This is a genomic window from Mycobacterium sp. UNC410CL29Cvi84 (assembly GCF_000686745.1).
Classification (GTDB): Bacteria; Actinomycetota; Actinomycetes; order Mycobacteriales; family Mycobacteriaceae; genus Mycobacterium; species Mycobacterium mucogenicum_B.
Genome location: NZ_JMLM01000008.1, coordinates 208,317 through 226,067 on the forward strand (window position 1 = coordinate 208,317; position 17,751 = coordinate 226,067).

General features: G+C 62.0%; 17 protein-coding genes. 12 read left to right on the forward strand and 5 right to left on the reverse strand.

Translation table 11 applies throughout. The annotated features are described in order from the left end of the window. Positions 1 to 53: 53 nt before the first annotated feature. The gene (locus BR47_RS0113135; protein ID WP_029119782.1) at positions 54 to 545 is read right to left on the reverse strand and encodes a beta-class carbonic anhydrase; all 492 of its coding nucleotides are present in this window, start codon (positions 543 to 545) and stop codon (positions 54 to 56) included. Positions 546 to 785: 240 nt separating this feature from the next. Between BR47_RS0113135 and BR47_RS0113140 the strand changes: the two genes are divergently transcribed. Next, entirely contained in the window at positions 786 to 1,649 is an 864-nt protein-coding gene (locus BR47_RS0113140; protein WP_029119783.1) for a glycoside hydrolase family 16 protein, read from the forward strand. 124 nt (positions 1,650 to 1,773) lie between these two features. Here BR47_RS0113140 and BR47_RS0113145 read toward each other — a convergent pair whose 3' ends face one another. Next, on the reverse strand, positions 1,774 to 2,298 hold the full coding sequence (locus BR47_RS0113145) for a hypothetical protein (RefSeq protein WP_029119784.1): 525 nt from the start codon (positions 2,296 to 2,298) through the stop codon (positions 1,774 to 1,776). Positions 2,299 to 2,482: 184 nt separating this feature from the next. Beyond that, positions 2,483 to 3,124: a S8 family serine peptidase gene (locus BR47_RS30445; protein WP_286154340.1), complete on the reverse strand. Its 642-nt coding sequence runs from the start codon at positions 3,122 to 3,124 to the stop codon at positions 2,483 to 2,485. 241 nt (positions 3,125 to 3,365) lie between these two features. On the opposite strand from BR47_RS30445, the gene BR47_RS0113155 reads away from it, so the two are divergent. The 5 genes from BR47_RS0113155 to BR47_RS0113175 all read left to right on the forward strand — a co-directional run bounded on the left by BR47_RS0113155 (position 3,366) and on the right by BR47_RS0113175 (position 7,112). Beyond that, complete coding sequence (locus BR47_RS0113155; RefSeq protein WP_051634775.1) at positions 3,366 to 4,076, forward strand: HD domain-containing protein; 711 nt, start codon at positions 3,366 to 3,368, stop codon at positions 4,074 to 4,076. Positions 4,077 to 4,164: 88 nt separating this feature from the next. Beyond that, positions 4,165 to 4,593 (forward strand): Rid family hydrolase, encoded by a 429-nt coding sequence (locus BR47_RS0113160; protein WP_029119786.1) that lies wholly within the window; start codon positions 4,165 to 4,167, stop codon positions 4,591 to 4,593. A 174-nt stretch (positions 4,594 to 4,767) separates the two neighbouring features. After that, positions 4,768 to 5,739: an NAD-dependent epimerase/dehydratase family protein gene (locus BR47_RS0113165; protein ID WP_029119787.1), complete on the forward strand. Its 972-nt coding sequence runs from the start codon at positions 4,768 to 4,770 to the stop codon at positions 5,737 to 5,739. Positions 5,740 to 5,832: 93 nt separating this feature from the next. Beyond that, positions 5,833 to 6,246 (forward strand): RidA family protein, encoded by a 414-nt coding sequence (locus tag BR47_RS0113170; protein ID WP_029119788.1) that lies wholly within the window; start codon positions 5,833 to 5,835, stop codon positions 6,244 to 6,246. A 155-nt stretch (positions 6,247 to 6,401) separates the two neighbouring features. After that, positions 6,402 to 7,112, forward strand: a complete 711-nt coding sequence (locus BR47_RS0113175) for a DJ-1/PfpI family protein (RefSeq protein WP_051634776.1) — start codon at positions 6,402 to 6,404, stop codon at positions 7,110 to 7,112. A 71-nt stretch (positions 7,113 to 7,183) separates the two neighbouring features. On the opposite strand, the gene BR47_RS32605 is transcribed toward BR47_RS0113175, so the two are convergent. After that, positions 7,184 to 8,218 (reverse strand): NADP-dependent oxidoreductase, encoded by a 1,035-nt coding sequence (locus tag BR47_RS32605; RefSeq protein WP_090562710.1) that lies wholly within the window; start codon positions 8,216 to 8,218, stop codon positions 7,184 to 7,186. 262 nt (positions 8,219 to 8,480) lie between these two features. Between BR47_RS32605 and BR47_RS0113190 the strand changes: the two genes are divergently transcribed. The 6 genes from BR47_RS0113190 (at position 8,481) to BR47_RS0113215 (ending at position 16,061) form a co-directional block, all read left to right on the forward strand. Next, positions 8,481 to 9,449 (forward strand): polysaccharide deacetylase family protein, encoded by a 969-nt coding sequence (locus tag BR47_RS0113190; protein WP_029119792.1) that lies wholly within the window; start codon positions 8,481 to 8,483, stop codon positions 9,447 to 9,449. A 50-nt stretch (positions 9,450 to 9,499) separates the two neighbouring features. Continuing rightward, entirely contained in the window at positions 9,500 to 11,014 is a 1,515-nt protein-coding gene (locus tag BR47_RS0113195) for a long-chain-fatty-acid--CoA ligase (protein WP_029119793.1), read from the forward strand. Positions 11,015 to 11,377: 363 nt separating this feature from the next. Beyond that, positions 11,378 to 12,676, forward strand: a complete 1,299-nt coding sequence (locus tag BR47_RS0113200; RefSeq protein WP_036427263.1) for a lipase family protein — start codon at positions 11,378 to 11,380, stop codon at positions 12,674 to 12,676. Between the two features lie 237 nt (positions 12,677 to 12,913). Continuing rightward, complete coding sequence (locus BR47_RS0113205; RefSeq protein WP_036427231.1) at positions 12,914 to 13,855, forward strand: AraC family transcriptional regulator; 942 nt, start codon at positions 12,914 to 12,916, stop codon at positions 13,853 to 13,855. Positions 13,856 to 13,951: 96 nt separating this feature from the next. Beyond that, complete coding sequence (locus tag BR47_RS0113210) at positions 13,952 to 14,782, forward strand: SDR family oxidoreductase (RefSeq protein WP_051634777.1); 831 nt, start codon at positions 13,952 to 13,954, stop codon at positions 14,780 to 14,782. A 64-nt stretch (positions 14,783 to 14,846) separates the two neighbouring features. Next, positions 14,847 to 16,061: an acetyl-CoA C-acetyltransferase gene (locus BR47_RS0113215; RefSeq protein WP_029119797.1), complete on the forward strand. Its 1,215-nt coding sequence runs from the start codon at positions 14,847 to 14,849 to the stop codon at positions 16,059 to 16,061. Positions 16,062 to 16,839: 778 nt separating this feature from the next. On the opposite strand, the gene BR47_RS30450 is transcribed toward BR47_RS0113215, so the two are convergent. Next, positions 16,840 to 17,745 (reverse strand): uroporphyrinogen-III synthase, encoded by a 906-nt coding sequence (locus BR47_RS30450; protein WP_081831287.1) that lies wholly within the window; start codon positions 17,743 to 17,745, stop codon positions 16,840 to 16,842. Between the last annotated feature and the right edge of the window lie 6 nt (positions 17,746 to 17,751).

The following is a 17,751-nucleotide window of genomic DNA, read 5'->3' on the forward strand; positions in this document are numbered from 1 at the left end:
TCGCCGACCCGATCGAAACGTAATCCACGATTCGTGGCGTTCGCCTTAGCGTTTCAGGCGGCCACCTCGTTGAGCTTGCCGGTCGCCACGTCGAAGATGAAGCCCCGCAACGATTCGTGTTTGGTCACGAACGGGTTGGCCTCGATGCGGCGCAGCGACTGGCGCACGTCCTCAGCGATGTCAGAAAAGGCTTCGGCGGCCCATGCGGGCTTCAGGCCGGTTTCGTCCTGTATGGCCTTCTTGAAGTCGTCATCGGTGAAAGTCAGCATGCCGCAGTCCGTGTGATGAATCAGGATGATCTCTCTGGTGCCCAGTAGCCGTTGGCTGATCGCCAGGGAACGGATTTCGTCGTCGGTGATGACGCCGCCGGCGTTGCGGATGACGTGCGCCTCACCCTCCCTGACTCCCAGGATGCGGTACACGTCCAGTCGGGCGTCCATGCAGGCGACGACCGCGACGTGCTTGCTTGGGGGTAGAGGCAGCGGGCCGGTGAAGGACTCGGCGTACGCCTGATTGTTGGCGAGGTATTCGTCGGTGACGGTCACGCGCAGATTCTCCTGTTCGCGTTGCTGACAGCTTGCCTTCGCAGTTGAGCGTATTGACAGTCCCGACGGGGTGGGAGGGTGGAAATCAGTCTGATCCTGACGATTAGGACTCTTGGGGTCCGCGCCATTTGCGGACGGCGGGCGGTGCCCCTCCTCGCTGGACGGCGATGGGTGGCGTGTCCTGGACGCGAGACCGGCACAACTTTTAGTTGCATCGCCTAGGATTTCGGAGTGCCCGATATGGATCGCCGTAGCATCATGATGATGGCCGGGCTGGGCGTGGCTGCAGCCGTGCTGCCCCCGGCCAAGGCCGGAGCCCAGCCGAACGCGGTGTCGCCGGGCCCTGGATTCGCCCCGGCCGCACCTGCAGGGTCGGCCGGCGCGCCGGCGATGCTGTTCCAGGACGAATTCAACGGCCCCGCGGGTGCGCCGCCGGATCCGGCGTGGTGGTTCATCGTGCCCGAGCGTGAGGTCATCCGGAATCCTGTCGAGTGGGATCAGCCGTACAACATGGGTCGATACGTGACCGACCAGGAGCACGTGTTCCAGGACGGCAAGGGCAACTTGGTCATCCGAGCGACCCGAGGCCCCGGTGCGAACATTCAGGAGCGTTACGCCAGCGCCAAAATCGTCGGTAACTGGCGCGGTGGCATCGGCACGACGTGGGAGGCTCGGGTCAAGCTGAATTGCCTGACCGACGGTGCCTGGCCGGCTTTCTGGCTGCTCAACGATGATCCGGCTCGCGGCGGCGAGGTCGATCTGGTGGAGTGGTACGGCAACCGGGATTGGCCATCGGGGACCACCGTGCACGCCCGGTTGGACGGGACGTCGTTCGCCACCGACCCGCACCCGTTCGACAGCGCCTGGCATACCTATCGAATGACCTGGCAGCCCAGCGGCATGTACTTCTGGAAGGACTACGCGCCGGGCATGGAGCCGTTCTGGTCGGTGCCGGCCAATTCGCTGGACGACTGGCCGTTCAACGATCCGGGTTACACCCTGGTCCCCGTGTTCAACCTCGCGGTGGGTGGCTCGGGCGGCCGCGAACCAGGTGGCGGCCAATACCCGGCCGAGATGCTGATCGACTGGATTCGCGTCTTCTGATCAATCGGCCGGCAACGGTCGACGCCCGTCGTGGCTGGCTCAGTTCTGCAAAGCGTCACAGGTGGCCGCGGTACACCTATCGCCGGCTTCTCGGGAGGCTTAGGCGAGCATCGCGCATTTCGCGCTACCAGCGCAGCATCGGCATGGGGTGCAGCGGGTGCTTCAGGGTCCAGCTTGCGGCGGTCCGAACGAGCAGCGCCTGAAAGCCGAGATACGGGAATGCTTGCACGACTTGGGTGATGTCGGTGCGGGGCACTCCGCTGCGGATGAGTCCGCGTGATACGTCGATGCGATCCGCGACGCGAAAAGTCTCGGTCCACCGGTCCTCGCAGGGACGTAGCTTGTGATGCCACTCGACCATCTGTCGGGCGCGCTCGACGTTGTCGACGCCGTAGGCGGATGCCAACTCGTCGACGTACTGAAGTGACGGTTCGATGTAGTCCCAGCCGGTGGTCCAGACGCCGATGTCGTGCAGGGCCCACGCCAGTGCGACATCGTCGGGAATCACGTTCAACTGCAACAGTATTCGCTGGTAGTTGAGGCAGCGGTAGACGTGGTTGCGGTACCGCTGCGCGTCGGGTCCCAGGAACTCGTGAAAGCGGGCCAGCACGTCGTCGGTGACGGCGTGCGCTTCGATCAGTTGGGTCATTGCTGGTCTCGTCGGGTCGTGGCGAGCGTCTTACGTTCGATGCTCTTTGCGAACAGGGGTGTCTCCACGGTGTTGTGCCGAGTGATCGATGCCTGACTTTCGGCAGCGGCCTGATCGGCTGTGATGCCGTGGTGCTGGAGAAACTCAAGATACTCGGTGGTGGGCAGGATGAGGACCCTGTTGGTCAGGGTGAGTTCCCGCGTGACCGTCGGCGCCCGGTCACGGCGACGGCTGCCACCGCGATGCAGATGGCGGTGCCGAGGAAGGCGATGCGCCGCGACGGTCGGTGGTCGGGACCGGGCGCGTGCGTTGTCTGCGCGGTCGACACCCGCGCGGGGGCGGGTGTCGGGACACCGCTGCTCACCGCAGCCAGTGGGTCGACGACGCCGCGTCCCACCTGGGGATTCCAACCATCGGCCGGATGGCGCGCGGTGTCTTCGATGCGGGCCATCACCTGGCGGAGGGACAACTGCGGCAGCCGCGAACGCACCAGTGCGACAACACCACTGACGACGGGTGCGGCGTAGCTGCTGCCCGACAGCGGGCGCCCGTCGGGCCGGCTGTCGACCAGTCCGTCGCCCTGCGCGCTCAGTGACACCACCGACTCGCCGGGCGCGGCGACGTCGACCCAGGGTCCGGCCAGGCTGAATGGCGACGGCATCCCGTTCGGGCTGACCGATCCGACGGTGAGCACGTAGTCGTCGTACCAGCCCGGGCTGACGACGGTGTGCACCGTGTCCCAGTCCGGCGTGCCCGGCCGTTTGGGATCCGACAGCGGGTTCTGCCCCGCGCAGTCACCGCTCGCGTTGCCCGCCGCCGCGACCACGGCTCTGGTCGTCGTTGGCAGTTCTCAAATGGATGTCACATTCTCAATTGAGGTGTCACGCAATGTCACAAATGACAAAAATTTGAGAATCTTCTGGGCACGCGCCGCGGCCCGATGCCTCGGGGGTGTGTCAGTCCTCAAAAGGGCGTTGACGTAGGTGAACTGAAAATGGCAACAACATAGCGGATACCGGCAATTTTGCCTCTGGCTGGACCTCATGAGGTGACCGCAGACTCGTCGTATGACATTGCCGGACGCTTCATCCTCTCAAAAGGAACTGCCCTCCACCGACGCCGATGTGGTCACGCTGCCGAGCACACCACTAGCGCTCGCCGCGCTCGAATTGGTCCGAGGCGCAGAGTTGCCGGCGATCGCCAATCACAGCGTGCGGAGCTATTTGTTCGCTCGGCTGCTCGCTCCACAGGTTGGGCTGGTACCTGGCCGGGATTTCGACGACGAGCTTCTCTATTTTGCGTGTGTCTTGCACGACGTTGGATTGTCACCGCTCGCCAAGAGAAACACGCGCTTCGAGGTCGACGGTGCGGACCGCGCGGCCGAGTTTCTCAGCGCCCATGGTCTGGAGGCGCAGAAGGTCGACGCGGTCTGGGAAGCCATCGCCCTCCATAACACCGCGGTCATACCTGAGCGGATGGGCGCCCTTACTTCTCTGACATACCAAGGCGTCGCCATCGACTTCGGCGGTGTGCTTGGTCTGCCGGAGTCACACGTGAACGCGGTAACCGCACAAATCGGTGCCGTAATCCACTCCGCCTACCCTCGTTTCAATATGGCTACGTCGGTCATCGACGCGGTCGCCGATCACGCTGCAAGTGGTCCGAACAATGCCCCGCGCTATAGCCCTCCGGGCGAAGTTTTGCGTGAGCGACGCGAATTCGGTGTGACCTACGGTGAGCAACTCATCGCCGATGGCGGTTCACGCTGGGGCAACTGAGCGCCGAAGAACGCCCATCGAACAGCAACTCCATGACGGCTGGTTTGCCGAAGTGGATATGAAATGAACGACGAAAGGATGCACCTGAATGTCTACACCTGAGTTCTTCGATACCCCTGGATATGGAGATATTTTTCGCACGCAGTACAGCTATGGTCAGGCCGTTCGGATCGGCGATCGCGTGGAAATCTCCGGCCAGGGTGGATGGAACGATGACCTGACCTTCTCGGCCGATTCTCTGGAAGCAGAGATCCAGAAGGCCTTTGACAATGTCGAGAAGACCCTTGTGGCGGCGGGTGCAACGTGGAATGACGTCGTGAAAGTCAATACGTATCACAAGCCCACCAGCGAGGATTCTATCGGTGACGACCACCTGGCGGCAGTTGTTGATCAGTTCCGCACCCGGGCGGGGGAACATCTGCCACTGTGGACTGCGCTCGGCGTGAAAGCGCTGGGTCTGCCTGAGATGCGTATCGAGGTCGAGGCTGTGGCTCTGATCCGGTCTGGCGACAAATAATTCGCGCACAACAGGACTGTCTCGGCACGAGGCTGCGCTGGGACAGTCCTGTCGGAATCATAACGGCATACATGTTCCTTGCTGCGACGGGAATGGGCGAATTACTCGGCGACAGCCGGCCAGTGCCGACCTGCAGCGCACAGTGCAATCGCCCGAAACGAGAGGACCGTGATCATGAAGATTCTCGTCACCGGGGGCTCAGGATTCGTCGGTGAACAGCTCGTCAGGAGGTTGGCTGCAGATGGGCACACCGTCCTCGCTCTTGCTCGGTCTGTCGCATCAGCCGATAAGGTCCGTGCGTTGGGGGCGACGCCGCTACCCGGCGATCTTGATCGTCCAGACGAGTTCTACCTACCAGCGGTCGATGCCGTCGTGCACGCCGCGGCATACTTCCGCTTCGCTGGTCCGCGTGCGGCGTACTTCCGCTCCAACGTCGCAGGCACCCGGGCGCTACTCAACGCGGCGAAGCGCGCCGGCGCCACCACATTCGTGTACTTGAGTGCGGCTGGAGTTGTCATGGACGACCACGGCGCACCCATGCAGGCTGTCAACGAGTCCGCGAAGACCTATCCGAAAAGCTTCTCCGGCTACATCGCAACGAAGTCGATCAGTGAGTCTGAAGTGCTGGCGGCAAACACGACCAGTTTTCGGACTATCGCGCTACGCCCCTCGGCGATCTGGGGCCCAGGCGACTCGTTCAGCCGTGAGATTCCCGGCCGCATCGAAACCGGGCATTTCGCATTCATCAATCGCGGTGACTACCCGTTCAGCACCTGTCACGTCGACAATGTGGTCGAGGCGGTGCAACTCGCACTCGTCGGCGATCCGGGTGGACGCGCCTACTTCGTGAACGACCGGGAACCCATCACCTTCCGCCAGTTCATAGCAGGGCTGGCGGATGCCCAGGGCCTCTCCATCGACAATCTGCGATCGGTTCCCTACTACGCGGCGGTTTCCCTGGGATGGATAATGGAGAGCATCGCTTCCCTCCGTCCGGGTCAGACCGATCCACCACTGACCCGAACGATGGTCCGCATGATCGGACGAGAATTCACTACCGACGATCGTGCCGCCCGAGCCGAACTCGGCTACGTCGGCCGAACCTTACGCGCCGACGGCCTCAAGCAATTGAGAACCGCACCCTAGTGCGGAAATGCTGCGCCGCAACAGGTCCCGTAGTAGCCGCCGCATGCACCCCGTTTGCAGCTGTATTGCTGCACGCTCATACAAAGGAAGACCATGATTCGCAGGACATCCCCGCAGGTCAACAACTTCATCACGCCTGACGTGTTCAAGGGCTTCGGCTTCAATCAGATCGTGAGTGCGGGCGACACCGTCCATCTCGCAGGCGTTGTCGCAAATGTCGGCGGCCTGGAGGACCTGCAGATCGTTCATCCCGATGACACTGCCGGGCAGTTGGATTTCATCCTGCGAGTTATCGAAGACCTCTTGAGAACTGAAGGCTTGGACCGCACAAATCTCGTATCCCTGACGATCTACGCATCCGACCTGCCCGCATTGGCGGAAGCCATTCCCCGGGTTTACGTTCCGTGGGTCGGGGACCACGCTCCCAACATGTCCATCGTCCAGGTCGCCGGCTTCTTGTTGCCGGGTCAAGTCCTGGAGATTCCGGCGATCGCCTATCGCGGATGAGTCCTGCCAGCGGCCGACTACGGTCCGAAGAGAGGTAACCCCACGACTGAATGCGGCTAGGCGCCCGCAGACTGCTCGGCGATATGGCTGCAGGCATGCGTACGGCAGTAGCAACGCGAGACGCAACCGACCTTTCCTACAACCAGAATGAAGGCATGAACGATCACGTTGAGGCCGAACAGCATCGGCACAAGCTGAAGATTGGATCCATCATCTTCGATGACATGGACCAGATCGACTTCACGGGTCCCTACGAGGTGCTTGCGTCTCTGAGCAACGTCACATACACCACATATGGCCTGTCGCCGCAACCCGTCCGTGATTGGCGTGGACTCAGACTTCTACCCGATGCGGTACTCGAGGACGCGCCCAAGCTGGATGTTCTCCACGTACCGGGAGGTCTTGGTCAGCAGGCCCACATGGAAAACCAGCATCTATTGAATTGGTTGCAAATGCAGGCATCTGGAGCTCGATGCGTCTTATCGGTGTGTACCGGCGCACTGCTGCTGGGAGCCGCAGGGCTGTTGCATGGACGGCGTGCAACAACACACTGGGGTTCGCTCGATGTTCTTCCGATCTTCGGCGCGACCGTCGTCCGTGAGCGCGTGGTCACCGACGGTAGCTTCGTGTTCGCCGCGGGAGTCACCGCTGGTATCGACGCGGCACTGATGGTCGCGGCCGAACTGCGCGGACTCGATGAAGCCCAAGCGATCCAACTCTTCATGCAGTACGCGCCCGAGCCGCCGTTCTCCAGCGGCACACCCGATACGGCGCCGCCACATGTCTTGCAATCGGTAACCGCCCAAGGCAAACCCCTTCTTGAGCGGAGACTTCAAACCGCCCGGCGGATCGTCACCAACAGCTGAGCCGCGCAATGCGTCGGACTCTTTCGAAAGAGCGTCCCAGCCGGCGTGAGACCTGTTCTGCCTCACAGTGATCAGCTCTGCTCACGCATCGACACAGGCGCAGTCTCGACTACCAATTTGCCTGGGGTTCCAGATTCAAACGATCGGACGAAAGCGCCCGGCAGCTCATGGAAACCGTGGACCACGGTGCCAATCTCTTTGAGACTCCCTTCTCGGAGTCCCTGAGAGAGCTCCCGCTGAGCCTTCGCCGCGCGGTTGAAGTAGTCAAGGACGATGAATCCCTGTACATGGGTGCGTTTACTGAGCAGCAGCCCGAAGTTTCGGGGCCCGGCGGGCCTTTGTTCCAGGTTGTATCCATCGATCAAGCCGCATAGGGCTATGTGGGCGTGGTTGTTGAGTCGATCGATAGTCGCTTCGAACACTGGGCCGCCGGAGTTCTCGAAGACGCGGTCGATCCCGTCCGGGGTGGCCGCGACCAGTTGTTCTGCCCAGTTCTTCGCCTTACGGTCGACGACGTCATCCGCGCCGAGATCGTCGAGAACCATGCGGCACTTTTCGGGGCCGCTGGCGACGCCGACGACGCGGGCGCCTGCATGCTTGGCCAGCTGCACTGCGATGCTGCCGACAGCACCGGAGGCTCCCGAGACCAGGACCGTCTGTCCGACTTGAGGTTTGAGTATGTCGCGTATACCTGCCCAGGCGGTAAGCCCTGTCATGCCAAGGATTCCGAGCCAGCGCTGCAGCGGTACGTCCGAATTCTCAGGGATACGTTCCCACTCAGATCCGGGAGCGGTGACCACGAATCGTTCTTGCCAGCCGACAAACCCGCGCACGAGATCTCCTGGCGAGAATTCTCTGTTGCGTGTGGATGCCACACGGGCGATGCCCAGCGCGCGTACCGGTGCGCCGATCTGGACAGCTGGTAGGTAGCTTGGGCGGTCGTCGAGCCAGCCACGAATCGCAGGATCTATTGAGACAAAGAGGGTTTCGAACTCTACATCGCCGTCGTTGAGTTCTGGAAGTACGGTCTCCACGAGGCGAAAATCCTCCTCGGTGACCGGTCCTTTCGGGCGGCGGGCCAGCACATGCTGCAGAGTCTTCGTCACGTGGCGCTTCCTTTCATGGCCGGCTCGCGCAGCCGTCCATGCCACGGTAGAAACGAACCAAGCTGTGCGGCTTGGCTAAATGCGCACGTAGTTCGATTCCAGCGCTGCATCACATATCGACGTGGAACGGCTTCCGTCGCCGTGCGCGGGGTGAAAGTGGGCGTGCGCCTGAGCCCAAGACGTGCTCCCGATCACATTCATAGGTTGAATGTCGCGTGGCGCTCAGCCGGACCGCCACATCGTCAGCAGAAGGAACTTTGCCATGACTGGCCAGGCTTCGCTCAGTAACGTCCAAGTGGCCATTACGGTCGATGATTTCGTGCTGTGGGACGGTACGCCGCTCCCCGAAGGGCATAGCTCGCTCGACGTGACCCGCGCACTCGCGGAGGCGCTGGCCGGCGCCGGCCAGCACGGTGTCTACGGATTCGCACACACCTACAGCATCGCCAAGGATCCGGCTAGCTTGGCGTGCTGGAACGCGTGGCTGGAGGCCGGCCATCACCTGGGTAATCACACCCATCAGCACGCTCCACTGCGCTGGATGAGCGCTGACGACTTCTGTCGTGACGTTGATCAGGCCGAGGAGCTCATCGGGTCGCTTGTCGACCTAGCCCCCGAGCGCTACTTCCGCTACCCGATGGATATGTCCTCCGGGTCGGAGAGCAAACGCGGACAAGTCGAGGACTTCCTGCGCGACAACGGATATCGAAACGCACCCATCACCTGCTGGTTCGGTGACTTCGTCTACATCGTGCCGTATCAGCGGTCCCTCATCACCGGAGATGTTGACGCACAAGCCAGGTTAGAAGACCTCCACGTCCAGGGCGCTATCGAAGGTCTGGAGTCGCATGCTGCATCTGCGCGCGCCATGTTCGGCACCGACGTACCGCACATCTGGATGGTGCATGGCACGCCCCTGGCTGCCCGCACTATCGGACGCATTATCGAGGCGTACAAGCAGCGAGGTGTGCAATTCGTCAGCCTTGAGAAGGCAATGCAGCATCCGGTGAACTTCAGCATGCCGCCCGTCGAGGATTCCTTCAGCAACCACCTTCAGCGCTATGCGATGGCGGCCGGCATCGCGAAACCCGACCTTTCTGAAGATCTTTTCGGCGAAATCCTGTTCAAGTGCCCGGTCAACGGGATGGACACCCTTCAGTACTACGACGAGAAGGTCCTTAAGCCGATCGCTGATCGCGTCGGATCGCCCTATCTATGGGACTGGTCGTAACCACGGTGCGGTGTCCAGGCCGTCACATCATAAGAAAGCGAAAGTAACTCGTGCTCAATCTCTCTGTCATGCTCACTGATACCGCGCGGGAACGACCCGCGACGACAGCGGTGCTCGAAGGGGACCGGCGGATGACCTACGTTGAGGTCAACGCTGCGGCCAATCAGATTGCGGCGCTGTTGATTCGCCGTGGCGTAAACGTCGGAGATCGAGTCGCGATGAGTGTCCCGAACGTTCTCGAGTTCCCCGTCATCTACTACGGGATTCTGAAGGCGGGCGCGGTCGTCGTACCGATGAACACCATGCTGAAACGCGCCGAAGTTGCCTACCATCTTGGCGACTCGGGCGCGCGTGCGTACTTCTTCGCCGCTGACTACCTGCCCGACGATGCGTGGCGTGGCTTCGACGACGTGGCTACATGCGAATTCGCCATTGCCGTCAGTGACCTAGCCGAACTCCTCGGCGAGCACTCCGGCGAGGACGTGTTGGTCCCGACCAAAGCGACTGATACTGCGGTCATCCTGTACACAAGCGGCACCACAGGTAAGCCCAAGGGCGCCGAGCTCACACACGCTAACCTTGTCCTCAATGCGCTGACGTGTCACCGCCTTTTCGGCATTCTCGGTGAGTCGCAACTGGTGACACTGCCGCTGTTTCACTCGTTCGCCCAAACTGTCCAGCTGAACGCCGGTTTCAGCCAGGGTGCAACGCTCGTGCTGTTGCCCCGGTTCGATGCCGACACCGTATTGAACCTGATCCGGGATCACCAGATTACGGTGTTCGCCGGCGTACCCACCATGTATTGGGCACTGCTGGGCGCAGCCACACACCGCATCGACATCACAACACTCGGCAGACAGCTCAAAGTGGCCATGTCAGGCGGCGCCGCGCTACCCGTCGAGCTTCTCAAGCGATTCGAGACCGTCTTCGGCGTCGGTATCCGCGAAGGATACGGCTTGTCCGAAACAAGCCCGGTGGTGGCTTTCAATCGACTCGACCGACCCAGCCGCCCCGGCTCCATCGGGATGCCAGTGTGGGGAGTTGAACTCGCGCTGCTCGGCACCGACGGCCAACACTGCGGTCCTGGCGAACGCGGTGAACTCCTCGTCCGCGGGCACAACGTCATGAAGGGATACATCGGCCGCCCTGATGCCACTGATGAGGTCATCGATCCTGCCGGCTGGTTTCACACCGGCGACATCGCTACTCGCGACAAAGACAACTTCTTCTACATCGTCGATCGCGCCAAAGATCTCATCGTGCGCGGCGGGTTCAACGTCTACCCCCGCGAGGTAGAGGAGACCCTGATGACGCATTCCGACATCACCCTCGCCGCGGTGGTGGGGATTGCCGATGAACGCGTCGGCGAAGAGATCAAAGCCTTCGTGATCACGCGACCGGGTACGACGCTGGCCGAATCTGACGTTATCGCGTGGTGCCGTGACCGCCTGGCCGTATACAAATGCCCACGCACAGTTCAGTTTTGCCACGAGCTCCCGCTCAACGCCACGGGCAAGGTCCTCAAACAACAGCTCAAAGACGCCAGCAGCGCCGCCATCGCATAGTCGGGTATCGGATCAACGACACTGCGCCACAACGCGTTTCCTGAACATCGCCAGTGGCTCGGAGCGCAAACGGAACCGCCTGTCCCGTGGTTCCACACTCGGCGCCCAGACCGCCACGCCACAGCGATGAGCGCCGCATTACTCGCTCACGCCCACCATCGCAGCAGACGCCTCAAAACCGCAGGCCGAGCGGTCCGACTGCAGGTTGTGCTTCTTTCCCGAATTTCATGACCCCAGACCTCAATCCCCGGAGCAACCAACATGGCTCATCTCACGCAACGCACTGCCACACCGCTGACCTGGTCCCAACCCATTGGGGAGTCAGGGTTCGAGCGCACCGGCGTGACGAGTTTCCTGGCGCGCATGCTCGGGTTGACCGTCGCGGTCATCGTGCTCGCCGTCGGCGGATTGGCAATGCCGCCGGTCGTGCGCGCAGACGAAACCGCCTATCTCCCGTTCTACACGCCGCCTAGTCCACTCCCGCCCGGCCGGCCGGGCGATCTCATCCGCACCGAACCGTCGCGGCTCGTGCTCGAACCATCCGGACAACTCGGCACGTTTGTCGGCACCGGAACGCGGATCATGTACCGCAGCACTGACGCCCAAGGACAGCCCGTGGCGGTGACTGGCACCTATATAGAACCCGACGTCCCCTGGCCGGGCCGCGGACCTCGCCCCCTTCTCGCGTACGCAGTCATGGGCTTTGGCATGGGCGAGCAGTGTGCACCATCGCGCATGTTCAATCAGGGCATCCACGCCTCCTTGCAGAGCGGTTTCGATGTCATGTTCAACCTGGAGGAGGGATGGGTCGCGACCCTGTTGGCCCGTGGCTTCGCCATCGTCATCACCGACGGTGTCGGCATGGGTATCCATGACTCTAGGTCTCCGCAATTCCTCAACCGCAACGCTGGCGGAGCTGCACTCATAGACGCCGCTCGCGCTGCAATGAAGTTGCCCGGTACCTCCCTGGACCCGCACGGCCCCGTCGCCTTTTGGGGGTGGCTCGCAGGCGCACACGCGGCGCTGTCGGCGGCAGAGTTGGCCACGAGCTACGGCCCCGAGCTGCACGTCGTCGGCACCTACGCCGCCGCGGCACCAACAGATATCGCGCCAGTCCTGCCCGCCATGGATGGCAACTTCTTGGCCGGTCTCCTCGGCTATGTCCTGCGAGGAATCATGGCGTCCTATCCCGCCACCGAGCGGCCCATCTGGGATGCGCTCACCCCGCGCGGCGCGGAAATGCTGGCCAATACCGGCCGTCAATGCCTCCTGCAGACTGGTGTCGACTACATGTTTCGCCATATCCAGTTCTGGTTCAGGCAGGACATCTTCGCCACCGCCGCCGCAGAACCCTTCAAGTCCCTCCTGTGGGCTCAGCGGATCGGCAACGTCAAACCCACCGGCCCTGTCTATCTGACGCACAACCGGTGGGATCCGTTTGATCCCTACTCCGCCGTAGAACAAACCGCAGCCGACTGGTGTGCAATGGGCGCCGACGTAACGCTGTGGACGAATGAACAGCCACCGCTGTTCAACAAACTGGACATCAATTCCATGCTGCCCGTGTTTGTCGACGGAGAGCGAAGTATGCGCTGGATCGCCGACCGGTTCAATGGGATACCCAGCGCGCCCAACTGCGGGCAGATTCCGGCTCCGTCCTGACATGTGACTTTTGCCGCTGTCTGGTTGCGAGCTCGCCCGAACACGCAGGAGCGGCGCCGCAATCGGGCGAATGCAGTTCGCTACGAGGCCGTGCGCACAGCGAAAGGTACGCTGCGCATATAGCCAAGACGTGTTCCAGGTCACATTTCTAGGGTGAGTGGGCTGCCACCAAGCCTGACCAGCGCAGCGCGTTTGGCCATAGGCAAAGGCGCCACGACGAGGAAGCGACGTTCCGACATGAGTTACATCGTGCAGACCCTTAGTACCCAGGATCTGGGTGCCAAGGAACGCAGCGATTGGTGGCGAGAGCGCGTGTCAGAGATTCACTGTCCGATGTCCTTCGCGCTGGCCGATGACTACTCCGGGCGGATCGAATATCAGCAGTCGGGTCGCTATCGACTGGTCCGTTGGTGGGGTGACACTGAAGCACTAACTCGAGATTCCAACCAGATTCGGCGATCTCCGCACGGCTCATACGAGTTGCTCATCCCAGTGCATGGTCATCTGCAGCTTGCACAAGGGGACAGTGACGTCGTGGCGGTGCCACACACGATGACGCTCACCTCGCTGGATGCTGCGATGGATATGCGACATGGCGACAACGTCTCGGCGGTAGCCCTCGTCATTCCACGAGATCACCTCGACTCTCGACTGGCGCGGTCGACTACTGATCGTCCGATATCGCTTGATGCGAGGCGTGGGCTCGGCCGGATCGTCGTCGATCAGCTACGCACGATCCGTGGCGAGCGCGATCAGCTGGACGGCTTCCAGTTCGACGCAGTCATGGACCGGATCGTCGACCTCATCGCCATCGCCTACAACGATCTCAGCGCACCGCTGGACGGTGTTCCCACCGACGCGCTCGTCGATTCAATCCGCCGCTATGTGCGCAGCAATGCACACGATCCAACGCTCACCGGCGCAGGCGTCGCCGCGGGCCTGGGCTGGTCACTTCGCCACATTCAGAACCAACTGCAACGCGTGGGCACCACACCCTCTGACCTGATCCGCGAGGAACGGCTCGCACTGGCGCGACTTCGCCTTCAGGATCCCGGTTGGCGGTCACAGAGCATCACCCAGATCGCCTTCTCCTCAGGATTCGGCGACCTGAGCACCTTCAGCAACGCATACCACCGCAGCTTTGGCGAACGACCGTCAGACACCCGCACAGCTCACTGAATTCTGCTGCCACCATCCGCTAAACACCGCGCGCACAACAACATACGTGCGCAAGGCTCCAAGCTGGTAGACCGAACCATCTCTTAGCGTCGAAGCATGGAACCTACAACTCATCCTGTCGCCGATAACGACACCCTGTTCTCTGTCAGCGGCCGCATAGGCGTGGTGACCGGAGGATCCCGAGGAATCGGCGCCATGATCGCCCGAGGCCTCGTTGCCGCCGGCGCCGAGGTGATCATCACCAGCAGAAAAGTCGAACAATGCCGCGCCACAGCGCATCACATCAACAGCGAAGCAGAGGCCTTCGGTAGCTCCGGGCGCTGCAGCTACATCAGTGCCGATCTCTCGACGTCCACCGGCATCGAACATCTGGTCAACTCGGTCAACGATCGCCACGAGCACATCGACATCCTGGTCAACAACGCTGGGACCACATGGGGAGCACCGCTAGAGGAGTACCCCTTATCCGGCTGGAACAAGGTACTCAACACCAACCTCGTCTCCCCGTTCGGAATCATCGTCGGACTACTACCGCTGCTCAAAAACGGCGCCCGCCCAGAGGATCCTGCCCGCATCATCAACATCGGCAGCGTCGACGGAATGGTGGCACCGCAGTGGGAAAACTACTCCTACAGCGCCAGCAAGGCAGGACTGCACATGCTCACCCGCCATCTCGCCGGCCGCCTGGCACGCGACAGCATCACCGTCAACGCCATAGCTCCCGGGCCGTTCCTCACGGACATGCTCAGCCATGTCGCAGCAGACCCAGCACGCGAAAACGAATTGCTCAACACCGTTCCCCTCGGCCGCTACGGCCAGTCCGATGACATTGTCGGCGCAGTCCGATTCCTCTCCTCAACAGCCGGCGCATTTGTCACTGCGGCCGTGCTACCTGTCGATGGTGGATTCAGCGGCGCAACGCACTGAATCGATCTGCCCGACAACAACCTGCACTACACGCACCCCCACCAAACAGCACAGGAGTATCGGCATGCCCGAAGCAGTCATCGTTTCCACCGCGCGAACCCCGATCGGCCGCGCAGTCAAAGGATCCCTCAGAGATCTACGTCCCGACGACCTCGCCGCCCACGCAGTGCTCGCCGCACTAGCCAAGATTCCCGAACTCGACCCAATCCAGATCGATGACCTCATGCTCGGCGTCGGGCAGCCTGCCGGAGAATCCGGAAACAACCTTGGGCGCGCAGTAGCCGTGCTGGCCGGTCTCGACCGCCTGCCGGGTGTGACAGTCAATCGCTACTGCTCGAGCAGCCTCCAGACAACGCGCATGGCACTGCATGCCATCAGATCTGGCGAAGGCGACGTCTTCATCTCCGCCGGCGTAGAGACAGTCAGTCGGTACTTCAACGGTGCCGCGGATAACCCCGAAGGACAAAACCCCGTCTTCGCCGATGCTCAGTCCCGCACCGCCGACCGCACGCGGGACAACTCAGGATGGGCAGATCCCCGCGCCAACGGTCAGCTACCAGATCTGTACATCGCGATGGGCCAGACCGCGGAGAACGTCGCCAACCTTAAGGGAGTCAGCCGCACCGATCAGGATGCTTTCGCTGTACGCAGCCAGAATCGCACCGAAGCTGCCACCGCGTACGGCTTTTGGGCTCGCGATATCGCTCCCGTGCCCCTTTCTGACGGCAGCTACGTCAGCACCGACGACTGTCCCCGAGCCGATGTCACTCTCGAAGCTGTGTCTGCCCTGCCACCCGTTTTCAGGCGAAACGGAACGGTCACCGCCGGCAACAGCTGTCCGCTCAACGACGGAGCCGCCGCACTCGTGGTGATGTCAGATGCCAAGGCGACCGCGCTCGGCATCACCCCACTGGCACGGATCGTCAGCACTGGCGTCTCCGGATTGTCACCAGAGATCATGGGGCTCGGCCCCGTCGAAGCAAGTAGGCAAGCCCTGCGACGGGCAAACCTCGGCATGGGGGACATCGACCTGGTCGAGATCAACGAAGCCTTTGCAGCCCAGGTCATTGCATCCGTGCGCGACCTCCATATCGATGAAGACAAGGTCAACATCAACGGTGGCGCCATTGCACTCGGGCACCCATTCGGCATGACAGGTGCACGGATCACCAGCACGCTGATCAACTCGATGATGTTCCACGACAAGCAATTCGGTCTAGAAACCATGTGCGTCGGGGGCGGCCAAGGCATGGCTATGATTCTCGAACGCCTGTCATAACAGGCCCCGGGTTGGTGGCGTCACTCAACAGGGACGGCCCGTGACGTCATTGACCGGAATGCAATTCTCACAGACCTTGTCATGCCCAGCCTACTGTCACCATCAAGGTGACTGCAGAAACACGTGTATACCCCACGAAGCACGACTCAGCCTGTGAGACAACCTAACTCATCAGACGCGTGATGGCGGCCCAGTATGCCTGACGCTCCTCAACATGCATCGTCGAGGCGAAATCGACGACTACGGTCATCACCTGACGCATACCGTGATCTGCTGCATACACGTGAGCCGCACCACTCGTCCGAAACGAGAGAACTTGCATGCGCTCGGTGGTGATCGACTGCGCACATCCAATCGCCGGACAGTCCGCAGCGCTGGTGTCCACGGACCGCCCCAGCTGTAACCCGCTGCGCTTCAGTGCCTCAACAACATCACCGGCTATGTGAGAGCTACCAGCCGAAGTAGGTCATGGGGTTTCAGCGCGCGGAGCCATGGGTGCCGCACAGCCGGAGCCAAGTACCGCGCATACCGCTCCCAAGCTCACCAGGAGAGCAACTCCCGGCACTCGGGAGCGGATCAGATCGATCCAACGAACACAGCGAGTATGCGATTGCCTCACAGCGGTCCACTCATGCCGAAACACCCTCCCATTAGACAGATCGACAGAATGGCTGCCCGCACTTGTTGCTCGACTGGTGATCGAGCGCGCTGAGCCTGAGTGCCGCCACGTACCGGGATGCGGCGTGAGTGGGCGTGTGAATCGACTCTGGCTCACGGGTCAGCGTTGCTCTAGGTGGGACTCGACGAGTTTGACGAGCGCGCCGAGCCGAAAGCGGCGAGGGACGATGACAGGAATACGCCAGGGCGAGAACGCATCTGCAGCCACCGGCCCCACACACGCGACCACGACGTGGGCGCGTAGCGCATCAACGACGGCAGATTCGCGACCGGTGAGTGTGGCGGCACGCATGATCGAGGCAACGGCAGGCGCTGAGGTGAAGGTGAGTGCGTCCAGATCATGACCGACGACCAGATCGAGAAGTTCATCAACCAGCGCAGGCGACTCAGATCCTTCGACGCGGTAGATCGAAGCGATAACCACCTCAGCGCCCCGTTCGCGCAGGAACTGGGCGGCGTAATTCAGCGAGTGGCCATGCTCCTGCAGGACGATTCGCTTGGTAGACAGATCTCTGCGGTCTAGGTAGGCCAGGACATCTGCGAAGCGCTCACTCTGCGGCGACCAGTCGACGCGTATTCCCCGCCCGACTAGTGCACCGGCCGACTTCGGGCCCCGAGCCAGCACCTCGGCGCCGCAGGCCACCCGGACCAGATCATGACCCAACCCCCATGAGTCGGCGGATTCGAACCAGGACCTTATGCCGGTACCGGTTGTCGCCAGAAACAGATCCACCGGCCGGCACACGACCACCTGCGTAGTGCGGCGAAGCTCCCGCTCGTCGATCATCGACGGGGCAAGTGAAAGCGCGGGTGCCCAGATGATATCGGCGCCGCGCCGCTGGAACATCTCGATCTGTTCTCGGGCCTTCCGGGCCGCTGTCACTCCAATCCGGCGACCTTCAAGGGATCGCCCAGCGGGTGACGAATCGTCTGGTCGCGGCTGTGACACCGTCACGTGCCTGCCGTCCAACGTGCTTCGGGGACCACTCTCACCTTCCGGCGTCATATGTCG